This window comes from Kitasatospora sp. NPDC003701, assembly GCF_053587085.1.
On sequence record NZ_JBSFNM010000018.1, the window covers coordinates 54022 to 80793 of the forward strand.

The following is a 26772-nucleotide window of genomic DNA, read 5'->3' on the forward strand; positions in this document are numbered from 1 at the left end:
GCAGAGCAGGGTCCGAAGTCACACTCCGTCAGCCCTGGGGGTGGCGCTGTGCCCGGGGCCGCCGCTGCGGCCCGCGGACCACCCGTCAGTGCGAGCGCGGGCGCCGACGGGCGGGCATCGGGACCACCCCACCGAGTGAGGGCACGTCGGCGGTCGGCTGCGGCGCGGGCGCGGCCGGCGGCAGGCCGGCGCTGATGCACAGCAGGTCCCCCCAGGCGGCCAGGTGCCGCTCGAAGCGGCCGTCGGCCGGAGTCCAGGAGGCCCGGATCTCGATCTCGGTGGACGACTCACGGTCCGCCAGGGCGCCGAAGTACTGCGAGGCGCACCTGGTCACCGTGCCGGACGGCTCCGCGTACCCGGCGCCGTGCGCCTGCAGCGCGTCCAGCAGCCAGGCCCAGCCGACCTCGGAGAGCATCGGGTCGCCGGCCATCTCGGGCTCCAGCTCGGCCCGGGTCATGGTCACCACGCGGAAGTCCCCGTTCCAGGCTTCCTGCCCGGCCGGGTCGTACAGCAGGACGAGCCGGCCGTCGGCCAGCTCCTCGCCGTCCACCTCCACCGAGGCGGTCAGGGCGAACGCGTGGGGGGCGAGCCGGCGCGGCGCCGGGGCGGGGGAGAGTTCGAGCTCGGGGCGCAGCCGCGCCCCCGTCAGAGCCTCGACCGCGGCCCGGAACTCGCTCGGCGCCGCCTCCCGACCCGTTCCGCCACCTGTTCCGCCACCCTGTGCGGGGTGCCCGCCGACCGCTGCCATGTCCCGAAGACTAGGTCGAAGACCGGGGTAATCGCCGCAACTTCTGCCCGCGCGGCGTGCCGGGACGGCAAACCGGGCAGATCTTGGAGGAACCCACGAGGCCGGGCGGGGAGTCGGGTCCTGGGCGCGTGCGAAGATTTGAACCGTGAGCGAGACAACGGCAGACACCACGGCAGCCACTCAGGCAGGCACCCCCACCGGTCAGCAGCCCTCCGTGCGACGCGGCGCCGCGCACGACTCCGCGTTCCTGCGCGCCTGCCGGCACGAGCCGGTGCCGCACACCCCGGTGTGGTTCATGCGCCAGGCCGGCCGCTCGCTGCCCGAGTACCTGAAGGTCCGCGAGGGCATCCCCATGCTGGAGTCCTGCATGCGGCCCGAGCTGGTCAAGGAGATCACCCTGCAGCCGGTGCGCCGGCACAAGGTGGACGCGGCGATCTTCTTCAGCGACATCGTGGTGCCGCTCAAGGCCGTCGGCATCGACGTCGACATCAAGCCCGGCATCGGCCCGGTGATCGCCGACCCGATCCGCACCGCCGAGGACCTCAAGCGGCTGCGCCCGCTGGAGCCGGACGACGTCTCGTACATCACCGAGGCGGTCGGCCTGCTCGTCGACGAGCTCGGCCCCACCCCGCTGATCGGCTTCGCCGGCGCCCCCTACACCCTCGCCAGCTACCTGATCGAGGGCGGGCCCTCCAAGAACCACGAGAACACCAAGGCCATGATGTACGGGCAGCCCGAGCTGTGGGCCGCCCTGCTCGACCGGCTGGCCGACATCACCGCCGCGTTCCTGAAGGTGCAGATCGAGGCCGGCGCCTCCGCCGTCCAGCTCTTCGACTCCTGGGTGGGCGCGCTCGCCCCCGCCGACTACCGCCGCTCGGTGATGCCGGCCAGCACCAAGGTCTTCGACGCGGTGGCCGGTTACGGCGTGCCGCGGATCCACTTCGGCGTCGGCACCGGCGAGCTGCTCGGCCTGATGGGCCAGGCCGGCGCGGACATCGTCGGCGTGGACTGGCGGGTCCCGCTGGACGTCGCCGCCGAGCGGGTCGGCCCCGGCAAGGGCCTCCAGGGCAACCTCGACCCGGCCGTCCTCTTCGCGCCCACCGGGGCGGTCGAGGCCAAGGCCCGCGAGGTGCTGGACGCCGCCCGGGCGCTCGGCACCAGCGGCCACATCTTCAACCTCGGCCACGGCGTGCTCCCCAGCATGGACCCGGACGCGCTCAGCCGGCTGGTCGCCTTCGTGCACGAGACCAGCGCGCGCTGACCGGCCGCGGCGACGGCTTCGACGTGGCGGGCCCCGTTCGGTAGGGGCCCGCCACCGTCGTGCTCAGGGCTCCCGCCGCTCCGGCGCCCCCTGCTCCTCCCCCTCTTCCGCCGCGTCCCCCCGCTGCTGGTACGGCAGGTGGGCGGGCTTCGGCGGCAGCGCGGGCCGCCGCCGGCGGCGGACCAGCCAGAGGACCAGTGCCGCGGGCACGAGCACCAGCAGGAACGGCGTCAGGGCCGCGACGGCGACCGCGATGCCGCGCACGATCGCGACCAGGACGCCCCAGCCGCCGCCCAGCGCCGAGCCGACCGATCCCCAGAAGCCGTCGTCCTTCTCCGCGGCGGGAGCGTCCGGCGCCGCGGCGTCCGCCTTCTGCCGCACGTCCAGCGTGATGGTGGAGAGCGAGGTCTTCGCCGACAGCTCCTTCAGCTGCTTCTGCAGCGACTCCAGATCCGCCTCTCGGCGGCTCAACTCGCCCTCCAGGCTCGTGATCTCGGCCAGCGTCTTCGCCTGCGCCATCAGCGCCCGGACCCGGTCCACGCTCGCCTGCTGGGTCTGCACCCGGCTGGAGACGTCCGCGACCTGCTGGGTGAGGTCGTCCGCCTGGCTCTTGCGGGACAGCACCTCGCCGAGCCCCGCCAGCTGGTCCAGGATCTGCTGGAACGCCGCCGACGGCACCTTCACGGTGAGCTGCCCGCTCTGCGGGCCGGGCGCGGGGCGGTCCTCCGGGCGCCCGCCGGCGCCCCCGTCGGCGGGTTGCCCGCTGCCGCTCACCGTCTCGCTCGCCACGTAGCCGCCCGCGCCGACCGCCAGCTCGCGGGCCCTCGCCAGCGCGGTGTCCGCCTTCGCCACCCGCACCGACAGCTGCGCGCTGTACGCGATCTGCCGGACGTCCACCACCGGCACCACGTTCGGCTGCCCGGCGCCCGCCTGCCCGGCGCCCGACTCCGGCGGGGCCTTCGGCGCGGCCGGGGCCGCCACCCCCGGAGCCGCCGGTGCGACCGCGTCACCGGCCTGCGCCTGCGCCGCGCTGCCGCGCGCGGAGTCCCTGCCCTCGGAGGCGCCGCACCCGCCGACCAGTACCGCCGCCACGGCCACCGCCGCCAGTGCCCCCGCTCTGCGCCGTCCTCGTTCCACGATCGAGCCCTCCCCGCGTCCATGGTCGGGTGCCGCTTCCTTCCGGCACTCGAACCATTCGACGGGCGCCGGCCCCGATCGGACCCGCTCCGGAGGTCGCAGCTCGATCACGGCTCGGCTGCGGAGCGGACAAGACGTCGGACCGCCGCCGGCACCACCGGCCCCGTTCCCCTCGACGGACGCGCCCGCCGCCGTCCAGAAGCGGGCGGACCGAGGCATTGGTGTAAGGACCTGCGAGACTGCGGAGCATGTCGCAAGCACAGGTCGTCGTGGTCGGCGGCGGTATCGCGGGGCTGGCCGCCGCCGCCTTTCTCAGCGGGGCGGCCGGCGGGCCCGCCCGGGCGCGGGTGACGCTGCTGGAGGCGTCCGACCGGCTCGGCGGGAAGCTGTACGGGGGAGAGGTCGGCGGGGTCCGGGTGGACCTCGGGGCCGAGTCGATGCTGGCCCGGCGGCCGGAGGCGGTCGAGCTGGCGCGGGCGGTCGGACTGGGCGGCGCGCTGGAGCCGCCCACCACCGCCAAGGCCGCGATCTGGACCAGGGGCGCCCTGCGCCCGCTGCCCGGCGGCCAGGTGATGGGCGTCCCCGGCGACCTGGCGGCGCTCGCCGCCTCCGAGGTGCTCAGCGCCGAGGGCCTGGAGCGGGCCCGGCACGAGGGGGCCACCGAGGTCACGGACGACGTCGCGATCGGGCGGTACGTCGCGGACCGGCTGGGCCGCGAGGTGGTGGACCGGCTGGTCGAACCGCTGCTCGGCGGCGTCTACGCCGGGCACGCCGACGAGATCTCGCTGCGCGCGGCCGTGCCGCAGCTGCTGGAGATCGCGCGGGGCGGGGGCTCGCTGGTCGAGGGCGTGCACGAGCTGGCCACCCGGCCGAGGACCGTCGGCACCCCCGTCTTCCAGGGCCTGCGCGGCGGCATCGGCACGCTGCCCGAGGCGGTCGCCGCGGCCTGCGCCGAGGCCGGCGTCGAGCTGCGCACCCGCACCGCGGTGGACGGGCTGCACCGGACCGCCGGCGGCTGGCGGGTGGTCACCGCCGGGGGCGGGGCCCTGGAGGCGGACGCCGTCGTGCTCGCGGTGCCCGCGCCCGCCGCCGCCCGGCTGCTGCGCCCGGAGGTACCGGGGGCGGCCACCGAGCTGGACACCGTCGAGTACGCGGGGATGGCGCTGGTCACCCTGGCGTTCCGGCGGGCCGACCTGCCGGAGCCGCCGGCCGGCAGCGGTTTCCTGGTGCCGCCGGTGGACGGCCGCCGGATCAAGGCGTCCACCTTTTCCTCCAACAAGTGGGGCTGGCTGGAGCGCTCGGCCCCCGACACCTTCGTGCTGCGCACCTCGCTCGGCCGGCTGCGCGAGGAGCAGCCGCTGGAGCTGTCGGACGAGGAGCTGGTGGCGCAGTCGCTGGCCGACCTGGGCGAGGCGATCGGTCTGACCGCCCGTCCGTACGACACCGCCGTCACCCGCTGGCGGTCCGGCCTGCCGCAGTACCCCGTCGGCCACCTGGACCGGGTGGCCCGGATCCGGGCGGCCGTCGGCCGGGCGGGCGCGCTGGCCGTCTGCGGGGCCGCCTACGACGGAGTGGGCATCCCGGCCTGCATCGCGAGCGCGCGGGCGGCCGTCGCCGCGCTCGACGAAGTGTTGACCCCGACGACCGGGGAGAACGTCACGGAGAGGACAATGGGCGCATGACTGAGACCGTTGAGCAGCAGCCGGAGCAGCAGCCCGAGAAGAAGAAGGCGCGCGACCTGAACCAGGTCATCCGCTACACCATGTGGTCGGTGTTCAAGCTCAAGGGCGAGCTGCCCGAGGACCGGACCGCCCTGGCCGCCGAGGTGGACGAGCTGTTCGCACAGCTCGCCGCCAAGGACGTCACGGTGCGCGGCACCTACGACGTCTCCGGTCTGCGGGCGGACGCCGACATCCTGGTCTGGTGGCACGCGGCGGACTCGGACGACCTCCAGGAGGCGTACAACCGCTTCCGCCGCACCGGCCTCGGCCGCGTGCTGGAGCCGGTCTGGTCCAACATGGCGCTGCACCGCCCGGCGGAGTTCAACAAGTCGCACATCCCGGCCTTCCTGGCCGACGAGCGCGCGCGCGACTACGTCTGCGTCTACCCCTTCGTCCGCTCCTACGAGTGGTACCTGCTGCCCGACGCCGAGCGGCGCGCGATGCTCGCCGAGCACGGCCAGATGGCGCGCGGCTACCCGGACGTCCGGGCCAACACGGTGGCCTCGTTCGCGCTCGGCGACTACGAGTGGCTGCTCGCCTTCGAGGCGGACGAGCTGCACCGGATCGTCGACCTGATGCGCGACCTGCGCCCGTCCCGGGCCCGGCTGCACGTCCGCGAGGAGGTCCCGTTCTTCACCGGGCGCCGCAAGCCGGTCAGCGAGCTGCTGAACGGCCTGGTCTGACGCGTTCGCCCAGGGGCCGGCCCTCCCCGTCGCGGGGGGAGCCGGCCCCTCGGCGCCCTCCGGTGCTCCGGCCGCCGGCCGGTCAGCTCCGGTGCGGGCGCAGGGCCGCGCGCAGGCGGGCGTCCGGGAGCGCGGCGGGGCCGATCATGGCGACCGCGGTGAGCAACTCGCGCTCGTCGTCGTCGGTGAGGCCGTGCTGGCGCGGCGGACGGACTTCGCGCAGCACCTCCTGACCGATCGGGGAGGCCCAGCGGGTGTAGGGGTAGACGTCGACCCGGGCCATCAGCAGGGTGCCCGAGGTCAGCACCAGCGGCAGGGAGAACCAGGCCAGCGGCGTCAGCGCGTCACCGCCGGAGAGCCCGCCGACGGCCAGCGCGGCGGCCAGCAGCACCAACGAGAACAGCAGCGCCTGCCGGACCTGCCGGACCACCAGGACGGTCTGCCGCTGCACCAGCACCGGGGTGGCCAGGCCGGCCAGCGCGAGGCGGCCGCCGATCTCCAGCACGGTGGGGTGGACGGACATCGCCCGGCGCAGGTCGTCCGTCCGGCACTGGCCCTCGGGCCCGACGGCCGCGACCACCGCCCGCTCCAGGCGGCTGCGGCCCCTGGGGTCGACGACGGTGGTCCAGCCGGTGTGGGCGAGGTGCAGCCGGCCCCGGGAGGCCATCAGGACCAGGGCCAGCTCGACCACCCGGTCCGGGCCGCCCGCCAGGTAGGCCGTCTCGTACAGCCCGATCCCGACCGCCTCGGGCGGCCGGAGCCCCTCCTGCCCGGCGAGTGCGTCGGCCGTCGCCGTCATCCGGACCAGCCGGATGCAGGAGAGCACAGCGGTGACGCAGGCCGGGATCAGGAAGAGCAACCACATGGGCCTGTTGTAGACCTGCGGCGGCTCCGGGCGGAACGAATTTCCGCTCCGCGAGACCGAACTGTGACTCGGGAGGACACCGGGCCTCAGGATCCGCAGCTGCTGCCGCCACCGCAGCTGGAGGACGAGGACCCGCAGCTGCTGGAGCCGGAGCCGCAGCTCGACGAGGACGAGGAGCCGCAACTCGACGAGGAGGAGCCGCAGCTGCTGGATCCGCAGCTCGACCCCGAGGAGCCCGAGCCGGAGCCGCTGCCGCACCAGGTGACGCTTCCGCCGCAGGAGGAGCCGGCGGAGGAGCACGAGGTGGTGGTGTAGGACGAGGACGAGGACGACGAGGAACCGCCCGTCGCCAGGGACTTGGCGGCCGCCAGGTCGGCCGCGGCGGCGAGCAGCGCCTCCTGCAGCTCCGCGTCGTCCAGCCCGGAGGCGGCCAGCCCGCCGAGCGCGATCGCGCCGATCAGGGCGCTGCCGGCCGACCGCGGCGCCAGCCCGGTAGTGGGCTTCCACGGCTTGCCGACGGCCATCAGGGCGAGCTGACGCCGGCCGGCCGGGGTGATCCGGCCCTTGAGCGGCCAGGTCACCAGCAGCGACACCAGACCGAACAGCAGCGCCACGGGCGGCAGCCAGAGCGACGGGTGCTCCGCCTCGCCGTTGTCGACCAGGTAGGCGACGACGGTGGTGGCCACCATGAGCAGCAGGGCCAGCCAGAGCAGCCGCCGGGCGGTCCTGGCCTGGCGCATCAGGACGGGCCGGCGCAGCAGCCCGCGGTCGGCGAGCCGGTCGCCGAGCTCCTGCACGGCCGGCGCGCGCATCACCTCGCGGCGCAGAGCGGTGAGGTCCCGCTGCCGGGTGGGCCCGACGGCCTCGATGATCGCCAGGTCGACGGCGTCGTAGGGCTGCTCGGTGGTCAGGGTGACCAGGCCGGCCCGGTTGACGACGACCCGGCCGGCCTGGTGCATCCGGACGAGAGCGGTGTCGAAGACCCGGCCGGGACCGCCGGAGAGGAACGCGGTGTCCAGCAGCGGCAGGCCGCGGCCGGGCAGGCCCTTGGCCTGCGGTACCCGCTTGACCAGCTTCTTGGTGTGCGAGGCGTACGACGCGGCCGTGAACAGCAGCATCGCCGGGATGACGAAGTAGACGTTGTGCCACATGGGCGGTTCCCCCGGAACGGTGTGGGTGGTTCTGGTTCAGTGCCGCGGGCCGGGCCGCAGGGCCCGGCGCAGGCGGGTGAGCGGGCCGGGCGGGCGCTCGGGTGCGGGGCCCCGGAGCCACTGTTCCAGGGCCCGCCGCTGCTCGGCGCCGAGCCGCCCGGCGTCCGGCCCCGTGCCGTCGGGGCCCGCGTCCGGGCCAAAGGCGAGCGCCCACTCGGCGAAGGCGCGGGCGTCGGCGCGGTAGCCGCCGGTCTGCGGGTGGGTGCCCGCGTAGGCGAGGAACAGCGGCCGGTACTGCCGGCCGAGCAGGCGGGGCAGCTCCGGGGCCACCTTGGCGGTGGTGTCCCGGCGCTTGGCGGCCAGACCGGCCGACTGCGCGCGGACCTGGGCCGGGTCGAAGCCGGGCGGGACGGGCCCGCCGGCCACCAGGGCGGCCAGCAGCTCCTCCTGGCGCCGGGCCAGCGCGGCGCGGGCGGCGGTGAGGTCGCCGGCCTCGTCCGTCGGGGTGGTCATCCGGTCCGGCCCCCCTCCAACACGCGGCGGACGGCGTCCAGTTCGGCGGCCAGCTCGGCGGGCGGCGGGAAGTTGGCGTCCCGTTCCAGCAGGACGCCGGGCGGCGCGACCCGGGCGCACAGCTCGGCCAGCACCTCCAGCACCGGCTCGGTGACGGGGTGGGCGTGGGTGTCGTGCCAGACGCCGTCGATCATGGTGCCGCCGGCCACGTGGACGTAGGCCAGCGCCTCCAGCGGCAGGCGGTCCAGCTCGGTGGCCGGGTCCAGACCGAGGTTGACCCGGTTGGTGTGCAGATTGGCGACGTCGATCAGCAGCCGGACGCCGGTGCGCTCGACCAGCTCGGCGAGGAACTGCCCCTCGGTCAGCTCGTCGTCCGGCCAGGCCAGCTGGGCGGCGATGTTCTCCAGGGCCAGCGGCACCGGGAGGTGGTCCTGCGCGATCCGGACGTTCTCGGCGATCACCTTGAGGGCGTCGCGCGAGCGGGGGACGGGCAGCAGGTGCCCGGCCTCCAGACCGCCGGCCCGGACGAACGCCAGGTGCTCGGTCACCAGCGGGGAGCCGAGCGCCCCGGCCGCCTCGGCGAGCCGGTCGAGCCGGGCCGGGTCGGGCCGGTCGGCGCCGCCGAGGCCGAGCGAGACGCCGTGCGGGACCACGGTGACGCCGCGGGCCCGCAGGATCCGCAGCGACTCGGGGAGGTGGTCGGCGCAGATGTTCTCCGCGACCACCTCGACCCAGTCCAGGCCGGGTTGCCGCTCGACGACGGTGTCGATCTCGCTGCGCCAGCCGAGGCCGACGCCCAGCGTGGTGCCGGTGGTTCCCGTGGTGCCGGTCGTGCCGGCCGCGTCCGTGGTGCCGGTCGTGCCCGCTGCGTGCGCGGCGGCCCGGGCCGGAGCGGCGGGCGTCCTGCGCCGGACGGCAGGAGAGGTCATGGTTCGCCCCCTTCGGAGGGCTGGGTGGGAAGCCGTCGGCCGACGCGGGCGCCGTCGCCAGGATCGGGCCGGGCTGTGCTGCTGAGGATGTCCCCGGCTGGGGCGGCTGCCAAGCCCCACCCGGTCTTCTCAGAGCATTATTTGAGCTTGTCGACCCGGTGATGAGGGACTTTGGTCCCGTTCGCGCCGCAGTCCCGCCGGTGGGGCGGAAATTCGGAGGCGAACCGGATGCCGGGCGGTTACCGTGACCCGCCTATGACGACACTGACGATTCGTGACTTCCGCCCCGCCGACGCCGGGGCCGTCGCGGCCGCCCACCGGGCCGGCCGTGAGCACCTGGTGCTCACCGCCGAGGTCTTCACCTGGCTGAACGCCCGCCGGGCCGGGGGCGAGCACTTCCGTACCTTCGTCGCCGAGCTGGACGGCGAGGTGGTCGGCTCGGTCCGGTGCGGCGTGGTCGTCGGCACGACCACCCGGGGCGTCGGCTACGCCAACGGCAGTGTGCTCCCGGCGTTCCGGCGGCGCGGGGCGTTCACCGCGCTGCTGGCGGCGGCCGAGCGGCACCTGGCCGGGCACGGCGTGGTGGAGGTGCACAGCTGGGTGGACGAGGAGCCGCAGTCGCGGGCCTTCGCCGTCGCCCGCGGCTACACGGAGGGGCGCCTGGCCCACTTCGCCGGCCGGGACCTCACCCTGCCGCTGCCCGGCGTCCCGGCGCTGCCGCCCGGTGTCGAGCTGCGCCCGGCCGCCGACTGGGCGGACGACCCGTACCCGATCTTCGTGATCGAGGCGGACGCGATCCGGGACGAGCCGGGCGAGGTCGAGATGGACGCCGCCGACTACGAGGCGTTCCTCACGGGGGAGTGGGCCCGGCCCGACCTCGACCGCGAACTGACCGTGGTGGCGGTGGTGGAGGGCGAGCCGGCCGCGTTCAGCGCGGTGCAGACGGACGGCGCCGAGCGCTACTGGTCGGCGTTCACCGCCTGCCGGCGGGCCTTCCGCGGCCGGGGGCTGAGCAAGCTGGCCAAGGCGGAGTCGCTGCGCCGGGCGAAGGAGGCCGGCTACCGCCGGGCCTACACCAGCAACGACGCGACCAACGCGCCGATGCTCGCGATCAACGCGTGGCTCGGGTACGAGCGGTGCGCGAACGAGCGGAAGTTCACCAAGCGGTTGGACGGCTGACGAGCGGGGAAGGGGAGGCGGATTTGGTTCACTCGAAGGGGTGAACCAGGCGCGCTTTCCGCGCGAAGCGCCGGGTGGGCTGCAGTGTCGAGAGTTCCTGGTGTTCTACGGGGCATCACCTCACGGCAGACAGTTCGTGCCCGAGTCTTCCGTGCGGGGGATGGTATGGAGATCCTGCTTCAGGTCCTGGTCGGGTTCGTTCCGGCCGTGATCGGCTTTCTTGCGGCCCGCTCCCTCGCCCGTACCCGGTTGTTCCTGCGGTACGGCTTCCTCCGGGTCCTGCTCGCCCCGTACAGCCGGGTCCAGATCGTCACCCCCAGCATCGAGGCGGCGGAGTTCGCCTTCGCCAAGGACGGCCGCCCGCTGATCAGCCGGGGGCCGAAGAACGTCCTCTTCATGCCGATGGCCGAGGCGCGGGCGATAGCCCAGCTCACCGATCTGCTCCGGAAGATCAACCGCAAGGCGACGATCGAGCTGGTCACGGCCGGGGCGCAGGACCCGAGGATGCCGACGTTCTCGATCGGCGGCCCGAGCGTCAATCCGTACTCGGCGACCGTGCTCGGTGCGGGATTTCCGGACTTCTGCATCGAGTACCCGGAGGCGGCCCGGGCCCGCTGGGGCGGCATGACCTTCGAGGCGCAGTACAACGCGGCCGACGAACTGATCCGGGACCACGGTTTCGTCTTCGTCACCCGCACCACGCGGCACGCACCCTGCATCGTGCTCTGCGGGGTCTTCGCCTTCGGCTCGGCGATGGCCGTCGAGGCGCTGGCGGCCGCCACCCGCAAGTCGCCGCTGGCGGCGCTGTTCCGCGCCGGGGAGAAAGGATTCGCCGCCGTCGAGGGCCGGGTGATCGGTCTCGACACGGTCGATGTGACCGTCGAGGTCTGCCGGTTGCTGCCGGCGGTCTGAGCGGGCGCGTTCCGGGGCCCCGGCGCCGCCCGGTCGCCTCGGCGGCGCCGCCCGGACACCCCCGTCCTGCCCCTTGAGACGGTGTGGTCCAGACCGCACCGGTGCGAATCGGGACAGGTCGGGAGGGTCTGGGGCAGGAAGTGGCTTGAATAGCAAGGGTTTTGCTTCACTGTCATCACATCATCGGCATAATCGCGCCCATGACGATCAGCCGCGCGAACGTGAGCGCGATTGCCGAAGACCTGTACGTGTGGCTTCCGCCGAAGCGGGGCTGGGGCCTGGCCAACTGCGGGCTGCTGGTGTCGCCGCGGACCGCACTCTGGATCGACACGCCCTACGACCCCTCCCTCGCCGCGGAGTTCCTCGCGCAGAGCCGGCAGCGGCTGGCCGACGGAGTGGACGTCGACCGGGTGATCGTCACCCACGCCAACGGCGACCACCTCTGGGGCGCCGGGGTGGTTCCGGACGCCGAGGTGATCGCCACCCGGGAGGCGCTGGACCACATCCACTACGAGCCGACCCCGAAGCAGCAGCACGCGCTGGTCGTGGGCAGCGACCCGGCCTCGCCGCTCGGCGGCTACCTCCGGGAGCACTTCGGCCCGTTCGACTGGTCGCAGACCGATCCCGTCCACCCGCACACCGTCTTCAGCGGCGAGCTGGAGCTGCGGGTGGGGGAGTACCCCGTGCAGATCACCGGTCTGCCGTCCGCGCACACCGGCGGGGACCTGATGGTCCATCTGCCGCACCAGCGGGTGGTGTTCACCGGCGACGTGATCTTCGGCTCGACGCCCGAGCAGCCCGGTGACCACCCCTCGCACTGGGCCGGCCCGCTGGAGAACATCATCGGCGCCTGCGAGCGGGCGCTGGCCACCGGCGCCGAGATCTTCGTCCCCGGGCACGGCCCGGTGCTCGACCGGTCCGGCGTCGAGGCCCACATCGGCTACCTCGGGTACGTCCGCGACCGTGCGCACGCGCTGCAGCGCGCCGGGATACCGGCCCTGGACGCCGCCCGGCGGATCATCGCCGAGCAGCGCCACCCCGAACTCGGCCTGCCCGAGCGGCTGGTGCTCACCGTCGCGGCCGAGTACCGGCACCTGGACGGCAGCGCGGTGCCGAACGTCCTGGAGGCGATGGGCCAGGTCGCCCTGGTGGCGCGGGAGCTGGCCCAGGACGCCGTCCGCGCGCCGCGCTCCCGCCCCAGGCGGTTCCCCTCCTCGCCGGCCTGACCGTCCGGCCGTCCGTCGGCCCGGTCCGTCCGTCGGCCCGTCCGGCGCCGGCCCGCCGGCCCCGCCACCTCCGTACCCCTTCGAGCGAGGACTTCCGAGGACTTCGATGACCCAGATCGCGCTGCTCGCCCTCGCGGTGACCGCGGTCGCCGCACTCGCGGCGGCCGCTGTCCTGGCCCGCGGCCGGGCCCGGGCCCTCGCCCGGGCCACCGCCGCCGAGGCGGCCACCGCCCACGGCGAGGAGCGCACCCGCGCCGCCGAGGGCCGGCTGGCCCGGGGCGAGCAGCAACTGCGCGAGGCCCAGACGGCCGCCCGCCGGGCGGACGAGGAGGCCCGGCGGGTCGAGACCAGGGCGCTCGCCGCCGAGGGCCGGGTCCGCGAGGCGGAACAGCACACCGCCGCCGCGGAGCACCGCGCGGCCGAGGCGGAGCTGCACGCCCGCGCGGCCGAGGAGCGCACCGCCGAGTCCGGGCGCAGGCTCGCGGCCGCCGAGGAGCGGGCGGCCGCCCTGCTGGCCGAGGTCGGCCACCTGGCCGGGGAGCGGGTGGCGGCCGCCGCGCTGCGGCTGAGCCACCCCAACGCGCCCGTCACCGGGCCGCTGGACGCGCGGGCCGTGGGGCCGGAGGCGGTGCAGGCCCTGCAGGCCGTGCTGGACGCCTCGGCCGCCGCCGTCACCGACGAGCGCGAGCGGGTCGACGCCGCCGCCCGGTCCGCCATGCGCGGTGCCACCTCCAAGATCCAGACCCTGCTCTACCAGATCCAGAGCCTGGTCCAGCAGCTCCAGCACGACAACGACGATCCGCGGCTGCTGGAGGTCGACTTCCGCAACGAGGTCGCGCTGCGCCGGATCCAGACCATCGCGGTGCTCTGCGAGGCCTGGCCCGGGCTGGCCCGGACCGACTCGCCGCTGGCCGAGGTGGTGGTCGGCGCGCTCTCCCGGGTGCCCGGCTACGCCCGGATCAAGGTGGCCAACCACCTGCGCGAGGGCCGGTTGGCCGTGGTGGCCCGGGCCGCCGAGCCGCTCGCCATCGCGGTCGCCGAGCTGCTCGCCAACGCCACCTCGTACTCGCACCCGGAGACCGACGTCCCGGTCACCGTCCAGCAGGGTGGTCGCGGTGCGCTGGTGATCATCGACGACAGCGGCATCGGCATGGAGGAGGACCAGCTGGGCCGGGCCCGCCGGCTGCTGGCCGGTCCGGCGCAGGTGCTGCTCACCGAGCTGGGTAACCCGCCCAAGACCGGCTTCGCGGTGGTCGGCAAGCTCGCCCGGCAGTACGGGTTCTCCTGCCACATCGAGCCCTCGCCGTACGGCGGCATGCGGACCATCGTGCGGATCCCGGCCGCCCTGCTGACGGTCGTGGACGAGGAGCAGCCGCTCTCCGTGCTCACCCCGCTGCCGCTGCGGGCCGGGGCCGGTCCGGCTCCCGCGCCCACCGTCCAGGCGGTGCCGGCCCCGCGCGAAGGATCGGACGATCCGAACGGGCAGGACGTGCCGGAGCGGCACGATGTGCCGGACGGGCACGACCTGCCGACCCGGCACACCGTGCCGGCCATGCACGTCGTGCCACCGGTGCGGGACGTGTCCTTCGACGACAGCGGTCTGCCCAGCCGGCGCCGGCGCCAGCCGCTCGCCCCGCAGGCGCCGGCGGCCCGGGCGTCCGGTGAGGCGGCCGCGCGGGCCACCGGGCCGGCGGACGGAACGTCGGCGCAGGCCCCGGGCGGCGGCGTGGAGCCCGCGCCCACCGGCCGGCCCGCCCGGACGCCCGAGCGGGCCGCCGCCTGTTGGGAGGCACTGCAGCAGGGCACCGGCTCCGGCCGGGCCGCGGTCGCGCAGGCGGCCGCGACGGCCGCCGCGGCCGACGGGGCCGCCGACGCAGTCCCCGACCGCACGAGCACTACCGGTGCCACCACGAGCACCGGCGCCGACGCCACCACGAGCACCACCAGCGCCGAGGCCGACGGAGCGGAGGCCGCCGACCACACCGGCTCCGCCGACCGCCCGGGCCAGACCGGCCACCGCCCCGCCCAGACCTCCGAAGGAGCCGAGCAGTGAGCACGCCCAGCCCTACCGCCACCGATGAGATCTCGTGGGTGCTGACCCCGCTGCTGGAGCTGCCGGGCGTCCTGCACGCGGTGATCGCGACCGGTGACGGCCTCGTCGAGGGCGCCTCGGCCGGCCTCGGCCGGGCCTCGGCGGAGCGGGTCGCCGCGATGACCGCCACCGTGCACGCCGCCGCCCGCGCGTTCACCACCGCCTTCACCGACGTCGAGCAGCCCCGGCTGGCCCAGACCGTGGTGGAGTCGGAGCTGGGCTTCGCCATCGTCGTCCCGGCCGGTGAGAACACCTCGCTGGCGGTGTTCACCACCCCGGAGGCCCAACTCGGCAACGTGGCCTACCAGATGCAGGTGCAGGTCGCCGCTCTGGGCCGCGCACTGGCGAGCCCGGCCCGGCAGCAGGACACCACCGCCCGGTCATGACCGCCGTACCCCGCAGGCGGATGGTCCCCGCCTACCTGGCCACCGGCGGCCGGACCAGGTCCGGTGCGGCGGGCTTCGACCGGCTCACCGTCCTGTACGCGGCCGGCACGGAACCGCCGCAGGAGCTGGAGGACGAGCACCGGCGGCTCTGGGAGTTGCTGCGCCCCGGCGCGCTGACCGTGGTGGAGGCCGCCGCCCACCTGTGCCTGCCGGTCAGCGCCACCGTCTTCCTCGCGGCCGACCTGGTCGAGACGGGCTGCTTACGGGCCCGTGCCCCGATCCCCCGCGCACAGCAGACCGACCGCTCCATCGTCGAGAGGCTCCTCGTTGGACTCCGCACGCTCCGGTAGCCCGACCGGCCGGACCGACCGGGTGGGCTACCTGCCCGACCGGGACCAGACGCTGATGAAGCTGGTGGTCGCCGGTCCGTTCGGCGTCGGCAAGACCACGTTGATCCGCACCCTGTCGGAGATCCCCACGCTGCACACCGAGGAGGCGATGACCGAGACCGGCGCGCCCGTCGACGACGCGCAGGGCCTGCCGGGCAAGACCACCACCACGGTCGCGGTCGACTTCGGCCGCCTCACGCTGCCCGGTCAGGTGGTGCTCTACATGTTCGGCACCCCCGGCCAGCGCCGGTTCTTCCCGCTCTGGCAGGACATCGCCCGCGGCGCGCTCGGCGCCCTGGTGCTGGCCGACACCCGCAGGCTCGCCGACTCCTTCGAGATCATGGACATGGTCGAGGAGCAGGGCCTGCCCTACGCGGTCGCCGTCAACTGCTTCCCCGGCGCGCCCGCGCACCCGATCGAGGTGCTCCGGGCCCATCTGGACCTGCACTCCGCCACCCCGCTGGTGCTCTGCGACGCCCGTGAGCGCGGCTCCAGCCTCGACGCACTGATCGCGCTGACCGAGCACGTCCTGCACGGTCTGCCCGCCGCACCCGACGCCGCCCCGGAGCAGCCGTGACCAGCACCGACGCACCCGTGACCAGCACCGACGCACCCGTGACCGACGAGGGCGCACCCGTGACCGACGAGGGCGCCGGCACGGCCGGCACCGCGGCCGGCGCCCGTCCGGTCCCGATCCACGGCCCCGCCTTCGCCGCCGACCCGCAGCTCGTCTACGAGCGGCTGCGCCGCTACGGCGCCGTCGCCCCGGTGGAGATCGCCCCCGGCGTGGAGGCCCTGCTGGTCACCGACTACCAGGCCGCGCTGGACCTGCTGCGCGACACCGACACCTTCTCCAAGGACTCCCGCGCCTGGCAGCGGACGGTCTCGCCGACCTCCCCGCTCCTGCCGGTGCTCGGCTACCGCCCCACCGCCTTCTTCAGCGACGGCGAGGTGCACGCCCGCTACCGCCAGGTGATCACCGACGGCCTGGCCCTGCTCGAACCGCACCTGCTCCAGCGCCGGGTCGCCGAGGTCGCGCACCGGCTGATCGACGCCTTCGTGGCCACCGGTTCGGCCGATCTGATCGCCCAGTACGCCCAGCAGCTGCCGGTGTTCGTGTTCAACACCTGGTTCGGCGTGCCCGAGGAGCACAGCGCCCGGCTGGTGGCCGGCATCGCCGGCATGATGGAGTCCACCGAGAAGGCCGTCGCCGCCTACGGGGACCTCGTCTCCGTGGTCACCGGCATGGTCGCCGAGCGGCGCGAGCGCCCCCGGCACGACCTCACCTCGTGGTTCCTCACCCACCCGGCCGGGCTGGACAACGACGAGGTGGTCCGGCAGATCACCCTCACCATGATCGCCGGGCACCAGCCGACCACCAATCTGATCGGCAACGCGCTGCTGCGGCTGCTCACCGACGCCCGGTACGCGGGCTCGCTGTTCGGCGGCGCCATGACGGCCTACCAGGCGATCGACGAGGTGCTCTGGCACGAGCCGCCGCTGGCCAACCTCTCCGCCCACTACCCGCGCTACGACATCACCTTCCACGGCCGGGAGATCCCCGCCGGCTCGCTGGTGCTGGTCTCCTACGGGGCGGCCAACTCGCAGGCCGCGCCGGCCACCGACGGCGCCGAACTGCGCAGCGGCGAGTCCGCCCACCTGGCCTGGGCGGCCGGCCCGCACGCCTGCCCGGCCCGCGACCCCGCGCTGCTGATCGCGATCACCGCGATCGAGCAGCTCACCAGCCGGCTGAGCGACCTCGAACTGAGCACCCCGGCCGAGGACCTCCGCTGGCGCCCGGGCCCCTTCCACCGCGCCCTGGTCCACCTCCCGGTCCACTTCCACCCGGTCGGCGGGTAGCCGGCCAGGCCGCGGGCCCGGGCGCCGGACAGCCCGCGGGCCCGGGAGCCGAAGCGACTCCCGGGCCCGCGGGCGGTGCCGTCAGCTCTCGTCGGCCGGGCGCAGCGTCAGCGAGATGCTGTTGATGCAGTACCGCTGGTCCGTCGGCGTGCCGTAGCCCTCGCCCTCGAAGACGTGGCCCAGGTGCCCGCCGCAGCGGGCGCAGCGGACCTCCACCCGGCGCATGCCGAGCGTGGTGTCCTCGATGTACTGCACCCGGTCCTGGGCGAGCGGGGCGTAGTAGGACGGCCAGCCGCAGTGGCTGTCGAACTTGGTCTCCGAGCTGAACAGCTCCGCCCCGCAGGCGCGGCAGCCGTAGACGCCGACCGTCTTGGTGTCGGTGTACTCACCGGTGAACGGGCGCTCGGTGCCGGCCTCGCGGAGCACGTGGTACTCCTCGGGGCTCAGCTCGGCACGCCACTCGGCGTCGCTCTTCTCGATCTCGTAGCTCATCGCAGACTCCCGGTCGGCAGGTCTCGGACGTCGGTGGAAACGCTCGCGAGGTGCTCAAGGATTTCCGGCCCGAGGTTGGTGACGTCGCCGGCGCCCATGGTGAGCAGCAGGTCGCCGGGCCGGGCCAGGCCGGCCAGCAGGGCGGGGGCGGCGTCGAAGGCGTGCTCGGCGGTGACGTCGGCGCCGGCGCGCTTCGCCGCGTCGATGATCAGCTCGCTGGTGACGCCGGGGATCGGGTCCTCGCGGGCCGGGTAGATGTCGAGCACCACCGAGGCGTCGGCGAGGGCTAGCGCCCGGCCCATCTCCTCGGCGAGCTGCTGGGTGCGGCTGAACAGGTGCGGCTGGAAGACCACGAGCACCCGTCCGGCGCCGTCCAGGCCCTCCCGGATCGCCTCCAGGTCGGCGGTCATCTCGGTCGGGTGGTGGGCGTAGGAGTCGACCACCTGGACGCCGGCCGCCTCGCCCTTCAGCTGGAGCCGGCGCCGCACGCCGGTGTAGGCGCCGATCGCCTTGGCGAGGTCGGCGGCCGGCACGCCCAGCGCGACACCGGCGGCCAGCGCGGCGACCGCGTTGTGGGCGTAGTGCCGGCCGGGCACCGAGACGGTGAAGGCCAGCTCGGCGCCGTCCAGCCGCACGGTGACCTCGCTGGTCATGCCGTGCGCGACCACCGACAGGACGCGGACGTCGGCGTCCTCGGCGGCGCCGACGGTGACGACGTTCAGGCCCTCGCGGGCGGCGACCCGGGCGGTCAGCTCGCGGGCGCCGTCGTGGTCGGCGGAGACCACCAGGGTGCCGCCGGGGGTGATCCGGCCGACGAAGGTCTCGAAGGACTCGTAGATCTCTTCGATCGAGGCGTAGTTCGCATGGTGGTCGAGCTCGACGTTGAGCACGATCGCCACCTCGGGCGCGTACTTGTGGAAGCTGCGGTCGCTCTCGTCCGCCTCGGCGACGAAGATCTCGCCGGTGCCGTGGTGGGCGTTGGAGCCGGGCGCGTCGAGGTCGCCGCCGATCGCGTACGAGGGGTCGAGGCCCAGCTCGCCGAGGGCGACGGCGAGCATGCTGGTGGTGGTGGTCTTGCCGTGGGTGCCGGCCACGGCCAGCGCCCGGCGCCCGCCCATCAGCGCGGCCAGCGCGTCGGAGCGGTGGACCACCGGGACGCCCCGCTCGCGGGCGGCGGCCAGCTCCGGGTTGTCCGCGCGGATGGCGCTGGAGACGACCACGCTGCTGACGCCGTCCGGCACGTGCTCGGCGGCGTGGCCGATGTGCACGCTGGCGCCGAGCGCGCGCAGCGCCAGGACGGTCTCGGACTCCTTGGAGTCGCTGCCGGAGACGCTGGCGCCGCGCACCGCGAGGATCTTCGCCAGGCCGGACATCCCGGCGCCGCCGATACCGATGAAGTGCGGGGCGTGCAGGTCGTGCGCGGCGTCGTTCAAGGCAAGGCTCCGTACGGGCGGGGGCAGACAAGGGGCACAGCGGGTACAGCGGACAGCGGGCGAATCGTCCTCGCGGACGGGCCGCAAGGACGATTCTGCACCACCGGCGGGTCCGTTCAGGAGTCGCTGGCGAACAGTCGCAGGACCGGGACGCCCACCTTGTGCCGGGCCTGGGAGGCCCAGTCCCGGTGGAAGAACTCCTCCACGAAGTGCGGCGAGGTGAGCACCACGACCTCGTCGGCGCGGTGCTCCTCGACCACCGCGCGCAGCCGCTCCAGCGGCTTGTCCTCGACCAGCTCGCCGACCGCCTCGGCACCGGCCCGGCGCAGGTGGCGCAGGCTGTGCTCGAGCGATTCGCTGGCCACCGTCGGCCCGCTCTCGGACTCGTCGTGCTCGCGCACCACCTTGTCGAGGTGGCCGAGGGCGACGTCGTCCAGCGCCCGCAGCAGCTCGTCCTGCTTGCCGCGCGGTTGCATCAGGACGACGAAGGACACCTTCTCGTCGCTGTGGAGCGTGGTGACCAGCTCCACATCGGCGTCGGAGAGCGCCTTTTCGATCATCAGTACCGTCTTGAACACGTGAGTCCCTTCCAGTGACCGGCCCCCGGGCCCCGGCATCGCATCCCATACTGCCCGGCGGGAAGCTTTCCGCACGCTGCCCGTCGGGCCCGCGGGCCACGCGGGCGGCGGTCCCGGAGGAGAGCGGGATCACTGCCCGGCGGTCACGGGGCCGGTGGCGCGGCGTGCGGGTGAAGACGCAGGTAGCGGGTGAAGAGGAATCCTTTCTGCTCGATCAATGAGACCAGTCGCATCTGCTGCACGTCAGGCATTTCCGCATCGTGGATGATGCGCGGCGCGTCGCCGCCGGTGATCAGCGGCGCCACCGACAGGCACAGCTCGTCCAGCAGGTCCGCGGCGGCCAGCTGCCCCAGCAGCCGCGGGCCGCCCTCGCTCAGCAACCTCGTCCAGCCCCGTTCGGCCAGCGCCGCGACCGCCGCCGGCAGGTCCACCGAGCCCTTCCCGGCCACCACCACGTCGGCCACCTCGGCCACCGCGCGGCGGCTCCGCGCCGGTGCGTCCTCGGTGGTGATCACCACCGTCCGCACCAGCGGCTCGGTGAACAGCGGCGCCGCCAGGTCCAGCCCCAGCGAGCGGCTGACGATCGCGATCACCGGCGCCGGGGCCTGCCCGGCCGCCCGGCGCGCCCCGGCGAAGTCGGCCCGGGCCCGGCCCGGCCGGTACCCCTCGGCGCGGACCGTCTCGGCCCCCACCAGCACCACGTCCGACAGCGCCCGCAGCACCCCGAAGATCCGCTTGTCGGCGTCCCCGGACAGCCCCTCGGACAGGCCCGCCAGCTTCGCCCCGCCGTCCAGCCCGGCCACCATGTTGGCCCGCAGCCAGGGCCGGCCGTGATTCACCTGGTCGGGGTACGCGTAGACGGCGGCCAGCGACTCCAGCGACGCCGGATCGGCGAGCGGTCGGGACAGCGGGCTGATCAACTGTTGCATGCCGTCCAGTCTCGTCGTCCGCCGGGCGACAATCCACCGGCGGCCCTCCGCCCGCCCGGCGCGGCGGCAGGCGTACCCTCTAGTACCGTGCCCGCAGCCGCCCCCCTCCCCGACGCGCCGACCGAGCCGATAGCGACCGCAGACGCGGCCTCCGCTCCCATCGCGCTCACCGACCGGCGCCCCGTCGTCCCCGCCGAGCGCCTGGTCGCCGAGATGGTCCCGCCACCGCGCTTCTCCGTCGTCAGCTTCGGGACGTACCTCCCGGACCCGAACCAGCCCAGCCAGTACGAGGCGGTCCAGGTCCTGGAGCAGTTCGCGGGCACCCTCAACGGCGGTGACGCCGCCCCGAAGCGGAGCTGGTTCCGCCGCGGCGCCCCCGCGCCCACCGGCCCCGCCGGGGTCTACCTGGACGGCGGCTACGGCGTCGGCAAGACCCACCTGCTGGCCTCGCTCTGGCACGCCGCTCCCGGCCCCAAGGCGTTCGGCACCTTCGTCGAGCTGACCAACCTGGTCGGCGCGCTCGGCTTCCAGCAGGCCGTCCGGACCCTCTCCGGGCACCGCCTGCTCTGCATCGACGAGTTCGAGCTGGACGACCCGGGCGACACCGTGCTGGTCTCCACCCTGCTCGGCCGCCTGGTCGACAACGGCGTCAAGCTCTGCGCCACCTCCAACACCCTGCCGGAGAAGCTCGGCGAGGGCCGGTTCGCCGCCGCCGACTTCCTGCGCGAGATCCAGGGCCTCTCCGCGCACTTCCGCCCGATGCGGATCGACGGCCAGGACTACCGCCACCGCGGCCTGCCGGACGCCCCGCCGCCGTACGACGACGCGACCGTGGCCGCCGTCGCCGACCGCACCCCGGGCGCCTCGCTGGACGACTTCCCCGCGCTGCTCGACCACCTCTCCGCCGTCCACCCGAGCCGCTACGGCGCGCTGCTGGACGACGTTCAGGCGGTCTGCCTGCGCGGTGTGCGACAGGTCGACGACCAGTCCACCGCGCTGCGCCTGGTCGTCCTCGCCGACCGGATGTACGACCGCGAGCTGCCGATCACCGCCTCCGGGATCCCCTTCGACCAGGTCTTCCCCGAGGAGATGCTGCGCGGCGGCTACCGCAAGAAGTACCTCCGGGCGGTCTCCCGCCTGGTCGCGCTGGCCCGGGACAGCGCCCGCGAGGCCAACCGGGACACCGGCCGGGAGAGCTGAAAGCGGCTCGCGTTGTCAGTGGTGGGTCGTACGGTGGACACGTGCGACCCATCACGAGTATTGAGCGGTCAGTGGCGCCCTTCGAGGTCGTCAGCCCCTTCCAGCCCAACGGCGACCAGCCCGCCGCCATCGCCGAGCTGGAGCGCCGCATCCGCGGCGGGGAGAAGGACGTCGTCCTGCTCGGCGCCACCGGCACCGGCAAGTCGGCCACCACGGCCTGGATGATCGAGAAGCTGCAGCGCCCCACCCTGGTGATGGCGCCGAACAAGACCCTGGCCGCCCAGCTGGCCAACGAGTTCCGCGAGCTGCTGCCGAACAACGCGGTCGAGTACTTCGTCTCGTACTACGACTACTACCAGCCCGAGGCGTACGTCCCGCAGACGGACACCTACATCGAGAAGGACTCCTCGATCAACGAGGAGGTCGAGCGGCTGCGCCACTCCGCGACCAACTCGCTGCTCACCCGCCGGGACGTGATCGTGGTCGCGTCGGTCTCCTGCATCTACGGCCTCGGCACCCCGCAGGAGTACGTCGACCGGATGGTCCGGCTCCGGGTGGGCGAGGAGATCGACCGCGACGTGCTGCTGCGCCGCTTCGTCGACATCCAGTACACCCGCAACGACCTCGCCTTCACCCGCGGCACCTTCCGGGTGCGCGGCGACACCATCGAGATCTTCCCGGTCTACGAGGAGCTCGCCCTGCGGATCGAGATGTTCGGCGACGAGATCGAGGCGCTGTACACCCTGCACCCGCTGACCGGCGAGATCATCAGCCAGGACGACTCCGTCCACGTCTTCCCCGCCTCGCACTACGTGGCCGGCCCGGAGCGGATGGAGCGGGCGGTCAACGGCATCGAGAAGGAGCTGGAGGAGACGCTCGCCCGGCTGGAGAAGCAGGGGAAGCTGCTGGAGGCCCAGCGGCTGCGGATGCGCACCACCTACGACATCGAGATGCTCCGCCAGATCGGCACCTGCTCGGGCGTGGAGAACTACTCGATGCACTTCGACGGCCGCGAGCCCGGCTCCCCGCCGAACACCCTGCTCGACTACTTCCCGGAGGACTTCCTCCTGGTCATCGACGAGTCGCACGTCACCGTCCCGCAGATCGGCGCGATGTACGAGGGCGACGCCTCCCGCAAGCGCACCCTGGTCGAGCACGGCTTCCGGCTGCCCTCCGCGATGGACAACCGCCCGCTGAAGTGGGAGGAGTTCCTGGAGCGGATCGACCAGACCGTCTACCTCTCGGCCACCCCCGGCCCGTACGAGCTGTCCCGCGGCGACGGCCAGGTCGAGCAGATCATCCGCCCGACCGGCCTGATCGACCCGGAGGTGATCGTCAAGCCGACCGAGGGCCAGATCGACGACCTGGTGCACGAGGTCCGCACCCGGGTGGAGCGGGACGAGCGCGTCCTGGTCACCACCCTCACCAAGAAGATGGCCGAGGACCTCACCGACTACATGCTCGGCCTGGACATCCGGGTCCGGTACCTGCACAGCGACGTCGACACGCTGCGCCGGGTCGAGCTGCTGCGCGAGCTGCGGGCCGGCCGGTACGACGTGCTGGTCGGCATCAACCTGCTCCGCGAGGGCCTGGACCTGCCCGAGGTCTCCCTGGTGGCGATCCTGGACGCGGACAAGGAGGGCTTCCTGCGCTCCGGCACCTCGCTGATCCAGACCATCGGCCGGGCCGCCCGCAACGTCTCCGGCCAGGTCCACATGTACGCGGACCGGATCACCCCCTCGATGGAGAAGGCGATCGAGGAGACCAACCGCCGCCGGGTCGTGCAGCAGGCCTACAACAAGAAGCACGGGATCGACCCGCAGCCGCTCCGCAAGAAGATCGGCGACATCCTGGACACCCTCGCCCGCGAGGAGGTGGACACCGACGAGCTGCTCTCCTCCGGGTACCGGGGTTCACCGGGCAAGGGCAAGGGCAAGGCCCCGGTGCCGGCGCTGGGCGCGGACCGCAAGCCGGCCAAGAGCCTGCCGGCCGCCGAGCTCGCCGAGCTGATCCAGTCGATGACGGACCGGATGCACGCGGCCGCGACGGACCTCCAGTTCGAGGTCGCGGCCCGGCTGCGGGACGAGGTCAAGGAGCTGAAGAAGGAGCTCCGGCAGATGCGCGAGGCGGGGATGGCGTAGCGGCGGGCCGGCCGGTCCGGTGGCACCCGCACGGCCCGTGCCGGGCTTGGCCGGTTCTGGCACCGGTCAAGCCCGGCGGTGTCTCAGCCTTGCCACAAACGGGTAGACGCTGACCGGTGCGCCCGACCGCAGGCCCTAGGCTGGCCTGCGGTGCCGCCCGGGTCGGGCGGTCGCACCAGGGGGCCTCAGCCGGGGGACGGCAAGGGGGTGTTCCACCGTGAAGCCGGCGCGGAGACCGACCGCGTGGCTGGGCAGAGAGGACAATGCCGTGTCGGTGAACCTTGCCAAGGGGCAGCAGGTCAGCCTGCAGAAGGGTTCGGGCGAGTCGCTGACGGTCGTCCGGATGGGGCTGGGCTGGAAGGCGGCGCCGAAGCGGGGCCTCTTCGGCAGCCGGACGCGGCAGATCGACCTGGACGCCTCGGCGCTGCTGTACGCCGAGCAGACCCCGTCCGACGTGGTCTTCTTCCAGCACCTGGAGAGCGACGACGGCTCGGTCCGGCACACCGGGGACAACCTGGTCGGCGGCACCGGGGCGGGCGAGGACGACGAGTCGATCCTGGTCGACCTGGCCCATGTGCCGGCGCACATCACCCAGGTGGTGTTCACGGTCAGCTCGTACACCGGGCAGACCTTCGCCGAGGTGCAGAACGCGTACTGCCGGCTGGTGGACGACTCGACCGGGCTGGAGCTGGCCCGGTACGAGCTGGCCGGCGGGGGCCCGCACACCGGGCAGATCATGGCGAAGGTGTTCCGCGAGCCGTCCGGCGGCTGGGGGATGCTGGCGATCGGCGCACCGGCCCGGGGCCGGACCTTCCAGGACCTGCTGCCGGCCATCGAGCCCTTCCTCTAGGCCGCGGCCGCGGGCGGGCGGCGCCGTTCCGGTCGCGGGCGGCGGCCCCCGGGCGGCGGTCGCGCGGGGTCGTTCTTTACCTTCTTTACCTTCTCTTGGTTCTTCTGTTAGCCTCGTGGGAGCGGAGGGGAGTATTCCCTCGCAGTTGTCCCGTCATCACGGGCGCCCCCGAAGCGGCGTCCCGGGGCGCTGGTCCGCGGGCGCGTCGCAGTGCGCCCGGCGGGCGGAAGAGACCTCCGGCAGTGACGATGACTGTCTCGCCTACCTGCCGGAGGAGCAGTAGTGGACGTTTCCGTAAGCATGTGGATCGGCACGATCGGTGTGCTGTTGGCCCTGATCGTGGCCGACTTCTTCATCGGCGGCCGCAAGCCGCACGAGGTGTCGGTCAAGGAAGCCGGTATCTGGACCACGGTCTGGATCGTGCTGGCCGCCCTCTTCGGCGGGTTCCTCTGGTGGCACTCCGGCTCGAAGCCGGCCGGTGAGTTCTTCGCCGGGTACATCACCGAGAAGTCGCTCAGCGTCGACAACCTGTTCGTGTTCATTCTGATCATGGGCAAGTTCGCGGTGCCGAAGATCTACCAGCAGCGCGTGCTGATGTTCGGTGTGATCATCGCGCTGGTGCTGCGCGCGGTCTTCATCGCCGGCGGCGCGGCCCTGGTGGCGCAGTTCTCCTGGGTGTTCTTCATCTTCGGCGGCTTCCTGGTCTGGACGGCCTGGAAGCTGATCAAGGAGGCCCGGGCCGACGAGGAGGACGAGGAGTTCGAGGAGAACCGCCTGCTCAAGTCGATCGAGCAGCGCTTCCCGTCGACCGACAAGTACCACGGCACCAAGCTCTTCATCCGGGAGAACGGCCGTCGGCTGATGACGCCGATGCTGATCGTCATGCTGGCGATCGGCACCACGGACGTCCTGTTCGCCCTGGACTCGATCCCCGCGATCTTCGGCCTCACCCAGGACCCGTACATCGTCTTCACCGCCAACGCCTTCGCCCTGATGGGTCTGCGCCAGCTGTACTTCCTGATCGGCGGACTGCTGAAGAAGCTGGTCCACCTCTCGTACGGCCTGTCGGTGATCCTGGGCTTCATCGGCGTGAAGCTGGTGCTGCACGCGCTGCACGAGCAGGGTGTGCACGTCCCCGAGATCGGCATCCCGTTCTCGCTGGGCTTCATCGTGGTGGTGCTGGCCGTCACCACGGTGACCAGCCTGATCGCCGCGAAGAAGCAGGAGCGGGCCGGGGAGTCCCCGGAGAAGATCGACGCCTGAGCCCCGGGCGGCCCGGACCCCGGGCCGCCCGGGCCGGGGCCCCGACGACGGCGGGCCCGCGACCGAGCAGTGGTCGCGGGCCCGCCGTCGTCGTACCGGGCTACCAGCCGCGCTCGCGCCACTCCCGGAGGTGCGGGCGCTCGGCGCCGAGGGTGGTGTCGTTGCCGTGGCCGGGGTACACCCAGGCCTCGTCCGGGAGGACGTCGAAGAGCTTCTCGTTGACGTCGCGATAGAGGCTCTCGAAGGCCGCCTTGTCGCCCCGGGTGTTGCCCACCCCGCCCGGGAAGAGGCAGTCGCCGGTGAAGACGTGCGGGTGGCCCTGCGGGTCGTCGTAGACCAGCACGACGGCGCCGGGGGTGTGGCCGACCAGGTGCCGGACGGTCAGCTCGATCTGCCCGAACCGCAGCGGCTCGCCGTCCTCCAGCAACAGCCCGGTGGGGACGTCGATGCCCTCGGCGTCGTACCGCCCGGCGGCGGTGCGGGCGCCGGTGGCCGCGACCACCTCGGCGAGCGCGCCCCAGTGGTCGTGGTGGCGGTGCGTGGTCACCACGGTGCCCAGGCCGTCCCCGACCGTCTCCAGCAGCACCGGTGCGTCGGCGGCGGCGTCGATCAGCAGCTGCTCGTCGGTGGCCCGGCAGCGCAGCAGGTAGGCGTTGTTGTCGTACGGGCCGACGGCCGCCTTGGTGATGATCAAGTGGGCCAGCTCGCGCACGTCCGGCGGCCCGCCGACCTTGACCGCTCCGTGGTACGTCATCCGTCCGCTCCTCGTCGTGTCGGGGCCGCCGTCGGCGTCGCCCCTCCTGCCAGCATCGTCGCGCGGCCGGGCCGCGTCTT

At 73.8% G+C, this 26772-nt stretch carries 24 protein-coding genes and 1 pseudogene; 15 read left to right on the forward strand and 10 right to left on the reverse strand.

The features are described from left to right. Nucleotides 1-85: 85 nt before the first annotated feature. Nucleotides 86-748, reverse strand: coding sequence for a DUF3000 domain-containing protein (locus ACWDRR_RS19155; RefSeq protein WP_387893699.1), 663 nt, complete (start codon nt 746-748; stop codon nt 86-88). Between the two features lie 145 nt (nt 749-893). Between ACWDRR_RS19155 and hemE the strand changes: the two genes are divergently transcribed. Beyond that, a complete protein-coding gene (gene hemE, locus ACWDRR_RS19160; RefSeq protein WP_449773369.1) occupies nt 894-2009 on the forward strand; it encodes a uroporphyrinogen decarboxylase in 1116 nt (371 codons plus the stop codon). A 63-nt stretch (nt 2010-2072) separates the two neighbouring features. Here the strand turns inward: hemE and ACWDRR_RS19165 are convergent, their stop codons facing one another. Further along, nucleotides 2073-3146 (reverse strand): DUF4349 domain-containing protein, encoded by a 1074-nt coding sequence (locus tag ACWDRR_RS19165; protein ID WP_449773370.1) that lies wholly within the window; start codon nt 3144-3146, stop codon nt 2073-2075. Between the two features lie 248 nt (nt 3147-3394). On the opposite strand from ACWDRR_RS19165, the gene hemG reads away from it, so the two are divergent. Beyond that, entirely contained in the window at nt 3395-4828 is a 1434-nt protein-coding gene (gene hemG / locus ACWDRR_RS19170) for a protoporphyrinogen oxidase (RefSeq protein ID WP_449773371.1), read from the forward strand. Continuing rightward, the gene (gene hemQ / locus ACWDRR_RS19175; protein ID WP_360633713.1) at nt 4825-5550 is read left to right on the forward strand and encodes a hydrogen peroxide-dependent heme synthase; all 726 of its coding nucleotides are present in this window, start codon (nt 4825-4827) and stop codon (nt 5548-5550) included. The genes hemG and hemQ overlap by 4 nt, the downstream gene beginning before the upstream one ends. A gap of 82 nt (nt 5551-5632) precedes the next feature. Here hemQ and ACWDRR_RS19180 read toward each other — a convergent pair whose 3' ends face one another. From ACWDRR_RS19180 to ACWDRR_RS19190, 3 genes and pseudogenes are all read right to left on the reverse strand, one after another. After that, the gene (locus ACWDRR_RS19180) at nt 5633-6415 is read right to left on the reverse strand and encodes a TIGR04222 domain-containing membrane protein (RefSeq protein ID WP_449773443.1); all 783 of its coding nucleotides are present in this window, start codon (nt 6413-6415) and stop codon (nt 5633-5635) included. Nucleotides 6416-6501: 86 nt separating this feature from the next. Further along, nucleotides 6502-7566: a TIGR04222 domain-containing membrane protein gene (locus tag ACWDRR_RS19185; protein ID WP_449773372.1), complete on the reverse strand. Its 1065-nt coding sequence runs from the start codon at nt 7564-7566 to the stop codon at nt 6502-6504. Between the two features lie 36 nt (nt 7567-7602). Beyond that, nucleotides 7603-8879 (reverse strand): annotated as a pseudogene (locus tag ACWDRR_RS19190) (DUF692 domain-containing protein). A 384-nt stretch (nt 8880-9263) separates the two neighbouring features. Here ACWDRR_RS19190 and ACWDRR_RS19195 point away from each other — a divergent pair. The 8 genes from ACWDRR_RS19195 (at nt 9264) to ACWDRR_RS19230 (ending at nt 17052) form a co-directional block, all read left to right on the forward strand. Continuing rightward, complete coding sequence (locus tag ACWDRR_RS19195) at nt 9264-10187, forward strand: GNAT family N-acetyltransferase (RefSeq protein ID WP_449773373.1); 924 nt, start codon at nt 9264-9266, stop codon at nt 10185-10187. A gap of 165 nt (nt 10188-10352) precedes the next feature. Beyond that, nucleotides 10353-11099 (forward strand): hypothetical protein, encoded by a 747-nt coding sequence (locus ACWDRR_RS19200; RefSeq protein WP_449773374.1) that lies wholly within the window; start codon nt 10353-10355, stop codon nt 11097-11099. A gap of 200 nt (nt 11100-11299) precedes the next feature. Then, on the forward strand, nt 11300-12325 hold the full coding sequence (locus ACWDRR_RS19205) for an MBL fold metallo-hydrolase (RefSeq protein WP_449773375.1): 1026 nt from the start codon (nt 11300-11302) through the stop codon (nt 12323-12325). A gap of 106 nt (nt 12326-12431) precedes the next feature. After that, complete coding sequence (locus ACWDRR_RS19210; RefSeq protein ID WP_449773376.1) at nt 12432-14378, forward strand: ATP-binding protein; 1947 nt, start codon at nt 12432-12434, stop codon at nt 14376-14378. Beyond that, nucleotides 14375-14803 (forward strand): roadblock/LC7 domain-containing protein, encoded by a 429-nt coding sequence (locus ACWDRR_RS19215; protein WP_329489993.1) that lies wholly within the window; start codon nt 14375-14377, stop codon nt 14801-14803. The genes ACWDRR_RS19210 and ACWDRR_RS19215 overlap by 4 nt, the downstream gene beginning before the upstream one ends. Next, nucleotides 14800-15153, forward strand: a complete 354-nt coding sequence (locus ACWDRR_RS19220) for a DUF742 domain-containing protein (RefSeq protein ID WP_449773377.1) — start codon at nt 14800-14802, stop codon at nt 15151-15153. The genes ACWDRR_RS19215 and ACWDRR_RS19220 overlap by 4 nt, the downstream gene beginning before the upstream one ends. Continuing rightward, nucleotides 15131-15769 carry a GTP-binding protein gene (locus ACWDRR_RS19225; protein WP_449773378.1) on the forward strand — a complete coding sequence of 213 codons (639 nt, stop codon included), beginning with the start codon at nt 15131-15133 and terminating at the stop codon, nt 15767-15769. Before ACWDRR_RS19220 ends, ACWDRR_RS19225 begins: the two co-directional genes overlap by 23 nt. A gap of 59 nt (nt 15770-15828) precedes the next feature. Beyond that, on the forward strand, nt 15829-17052 hold the full coding sequence (locus tag ACWDRR_RS19230; RefSeq protein WP_449773444.1) for a cytochrome P450: 1224 nt from the start codon (nt 15829-15831) through the stop codon (nt 17050-17052). Between the two features lie 81 nt (nt 17053-17133). Here ACWDRR_RS19230 and msrB read toward each other — a convergent pair whose 3' ends face one another. The 4 genes from msrB to ACWDRR_RS19250 all read right to left on the reverse strand — a co-directional run bounded on the left by msrB (nt 17134) and on the right by ACWDRR_RS19250 (nt 20484). Continuing rightward, nucleotides 17134-17544, reverse strand: a complete 411-nt coding sequence (gene msrB, locus ACWDRR_RS19235) for a peptide-methionine (R)-S-oxide reductase MsrB (RefSeq protein ID WP_449773379.1) — start codon at nt 17542-17544, stop codon at nt 17134-17136. Further along, nucleotides 17541-18977 (reverse strand): UDP-N-acetylmuramate--L-alanine ligase, encoded by a 1437-nt coding sequence (murC, locus tag ACWDRR_RS19240; protein WP_449773380.1) that lies wholly within the window; start codon nt 18975-18977, stop codon nt 17541-17543. Before murC ends, msrB begins: the two co-directional genes overlap by 4 nt. Nucleotides 18978-19093: 116 nt before the next feature. After that, on the reverse strand, nt 19094-19555 hold the full coding sequence (locus ACWDRR_RS19245) for an indole-3-glycerol phosphate synthase (RefSeq protein WP_449773381.1): 462 nt from the start codon (nt 19553-19555) through the stop codon (nt 19094-19096). 143 nt (nt 19556-19698) lie between these two features. Beyond that, complete coding sequence (locus ACWDRR_RS19250) at nt 19699-20484, reverse strand: pyrimidine reductase family protein (RefSeq protein WP_449773382.1); 786 nt, start codon at nt 20482-20484, stop codon at nt 19699-19701. Between the two features lie 87 nt (nt 20485-20571). Here ACWDRR_RS19250 and zapE point away from each other — a divergent pair, with 87 nt between their 5' ends. From zapE to ACWDRR_RS19270, 4 genes are all read left to right on the forward strand, one after another. Further along, nucleotides 20572-21684, forward strand: coding sequence for a cell division protein ZapE (gene zapE / locus ACWDRR_RS19255; RefSeq protein WP_449773383.1), 1113 nt, complete (start codon nt 20572-20574; stop codon nt 21682-21684). Between the two features lie 41 nt (nt 21685-21725). Continuing rightward, nucleotides 21726-23825, forward strand: coding sequence for an excinuclease ABC subunit UvrB (uvrB, locus tag ACWDRR_RS19260; protein ID WP_449773384.1), 2100 nt, complete (start codon nt 21726-21728; stop codon nt 23823-23825). A 268-nt stretch (nt 23826-24093) separates the two neighbouring features. Next, nucleotides 24094-24675: a TerD family protein gene (locus ACWDRR_RS19265; RefSeq protein ID WP_449773385.1), complete on the forward strand. Its 582-nt coding sequence runs from the start codon at nt 24094-24096 to the stop codon at nt 24673-24675. A gap of 282 nt (nt 24676-24957) precedes the next feature. After that, on the forward strand, nt 24958-25938 hold the full coding sequence (locus ACWDRR_RS19270) for a TerC family protein (RefSeq protein WP_449773386.1): 981 nt from the start codon (nt 24958-24960) through the stop codon (nt 25936-25938). A 100-nt stretch (nt 25939-26038) separates the two neighbouring features. On the opposite strand, the gene ACWDRR_RS19275 is transcribed toward ACWDRR_RS19270, so the two are convergent. Continuing rightward, nucleotides 26039-26692 carry an MBL fold metallo-hydrolase gene (locus tag ACWDRR_RS19275; RefSeq protein WP_449773387.1) on the reverse strand — a complete coding sequence of 218 codons (654 nt, stop codon included), beginning with the start codon at nt 26690-26692 and terminating at the stop codon, nt 26039-26041. Nucleotides 26693-26772: the final 80 nt, after the last annotated feature.

Excerpts from the sequence above, each read along its gene's own strand:
- ACWDRR_RS19155 (WP_387893699.1), bottom strand. The coding sequence starts at position 748 with ATGGCAGCGGTCGGCGGGCACCCCGCACAGGGTGGCGGAACAGGTGGC.
- hemG (WP_449773371.1), top strand. The coding sequence starts at position 3,395 with ATGTCGCAAGCACAGGTCGTCGTGGTCGGCGGCGGTATCGCGGGGCTG.
- hemQ (WP_360633713.1), top strand. The coding sequence starts at position 4,825 with ATGACTGAGACCGTTGAGCAGCAGCCGGAGCAGCAGCCCGAGAAGAAG.
- ACWDRR_RS19180 (WP_449773443.1), bottom strand. The coding sequence starts at position 6,415 with ATGTGGTTGCTCTTCCTGATCCCGGCCTGCGTCACCGCTGTGCTCTCC.
- ACWDRR_RS19185 (WP_449773372.1), bottom strand. The coding sequence starts at position 7,566 with ATGTGGCACAACGTCTACTTCGTCATCCCGGCGATGCTGCTGTTCACG.
- ACWDRR_RS19195 (WP_449773373.1), top strand. The coding sequence starts at position 9,264 with ATGACGACACTGACGATTCGTGACTTCCGCCCCGCCGACGCCGGGGCC.
- ACWDRR_RS19200 (WP_449773374.1), top strand. The coding sequence starts at position 10,353 with ATGGAGATCCTGCTTCAGGTCCTGGTCGGGTTCGTTCCGGCCGTGATC.
- ACWDRR_RS19205 (WP_449773375.1), top strand. The coding sequence starts at position 11,300 with ATGACGATCAGCCGCGCGAACGTGAGCGCGATTGCCGAAGACCTGTAC.
- ACWDRR_RS19210 (WP_449773376.1), top strand. The coding sequence starts at position 12,432 with ATGACCCAGATCGCGCTGCTCGCCCTCGCGGTGACCGCGGTCGCCGCA.
- ACWDRR_RS19220 (WP_449773377.1), top strand. The coding sequence starts at position 14,800 with ATGACCGCCGTACCCCGCAGGCGGATGGTCCCCGCCTACCTGGCCACC.
- msrB (WP_449773379.1), bottom strand. The coding sequence starts at position 17,544 with ATGAGCTACGAGATCGAGAAGAGCGACGCCGAGTGGCGTGCCGAGCTG.
- ACWDRR_RS19250 (WP_449773382.1), bottom strand. The coding sequence starts at position 20,484 with ATGCAACAGTTGATCAGCCCGCTGTCCCGACCGCTCGCCGATCCGGCG.
- ACWDRR_RS19275 (WP_449773387.1), bottom strand. The coding sequence starts at position 26,692 with ATGACGTACCACGGAGCGGTCAAGGTCGGCGGGCCGCCGGACGTGCGC.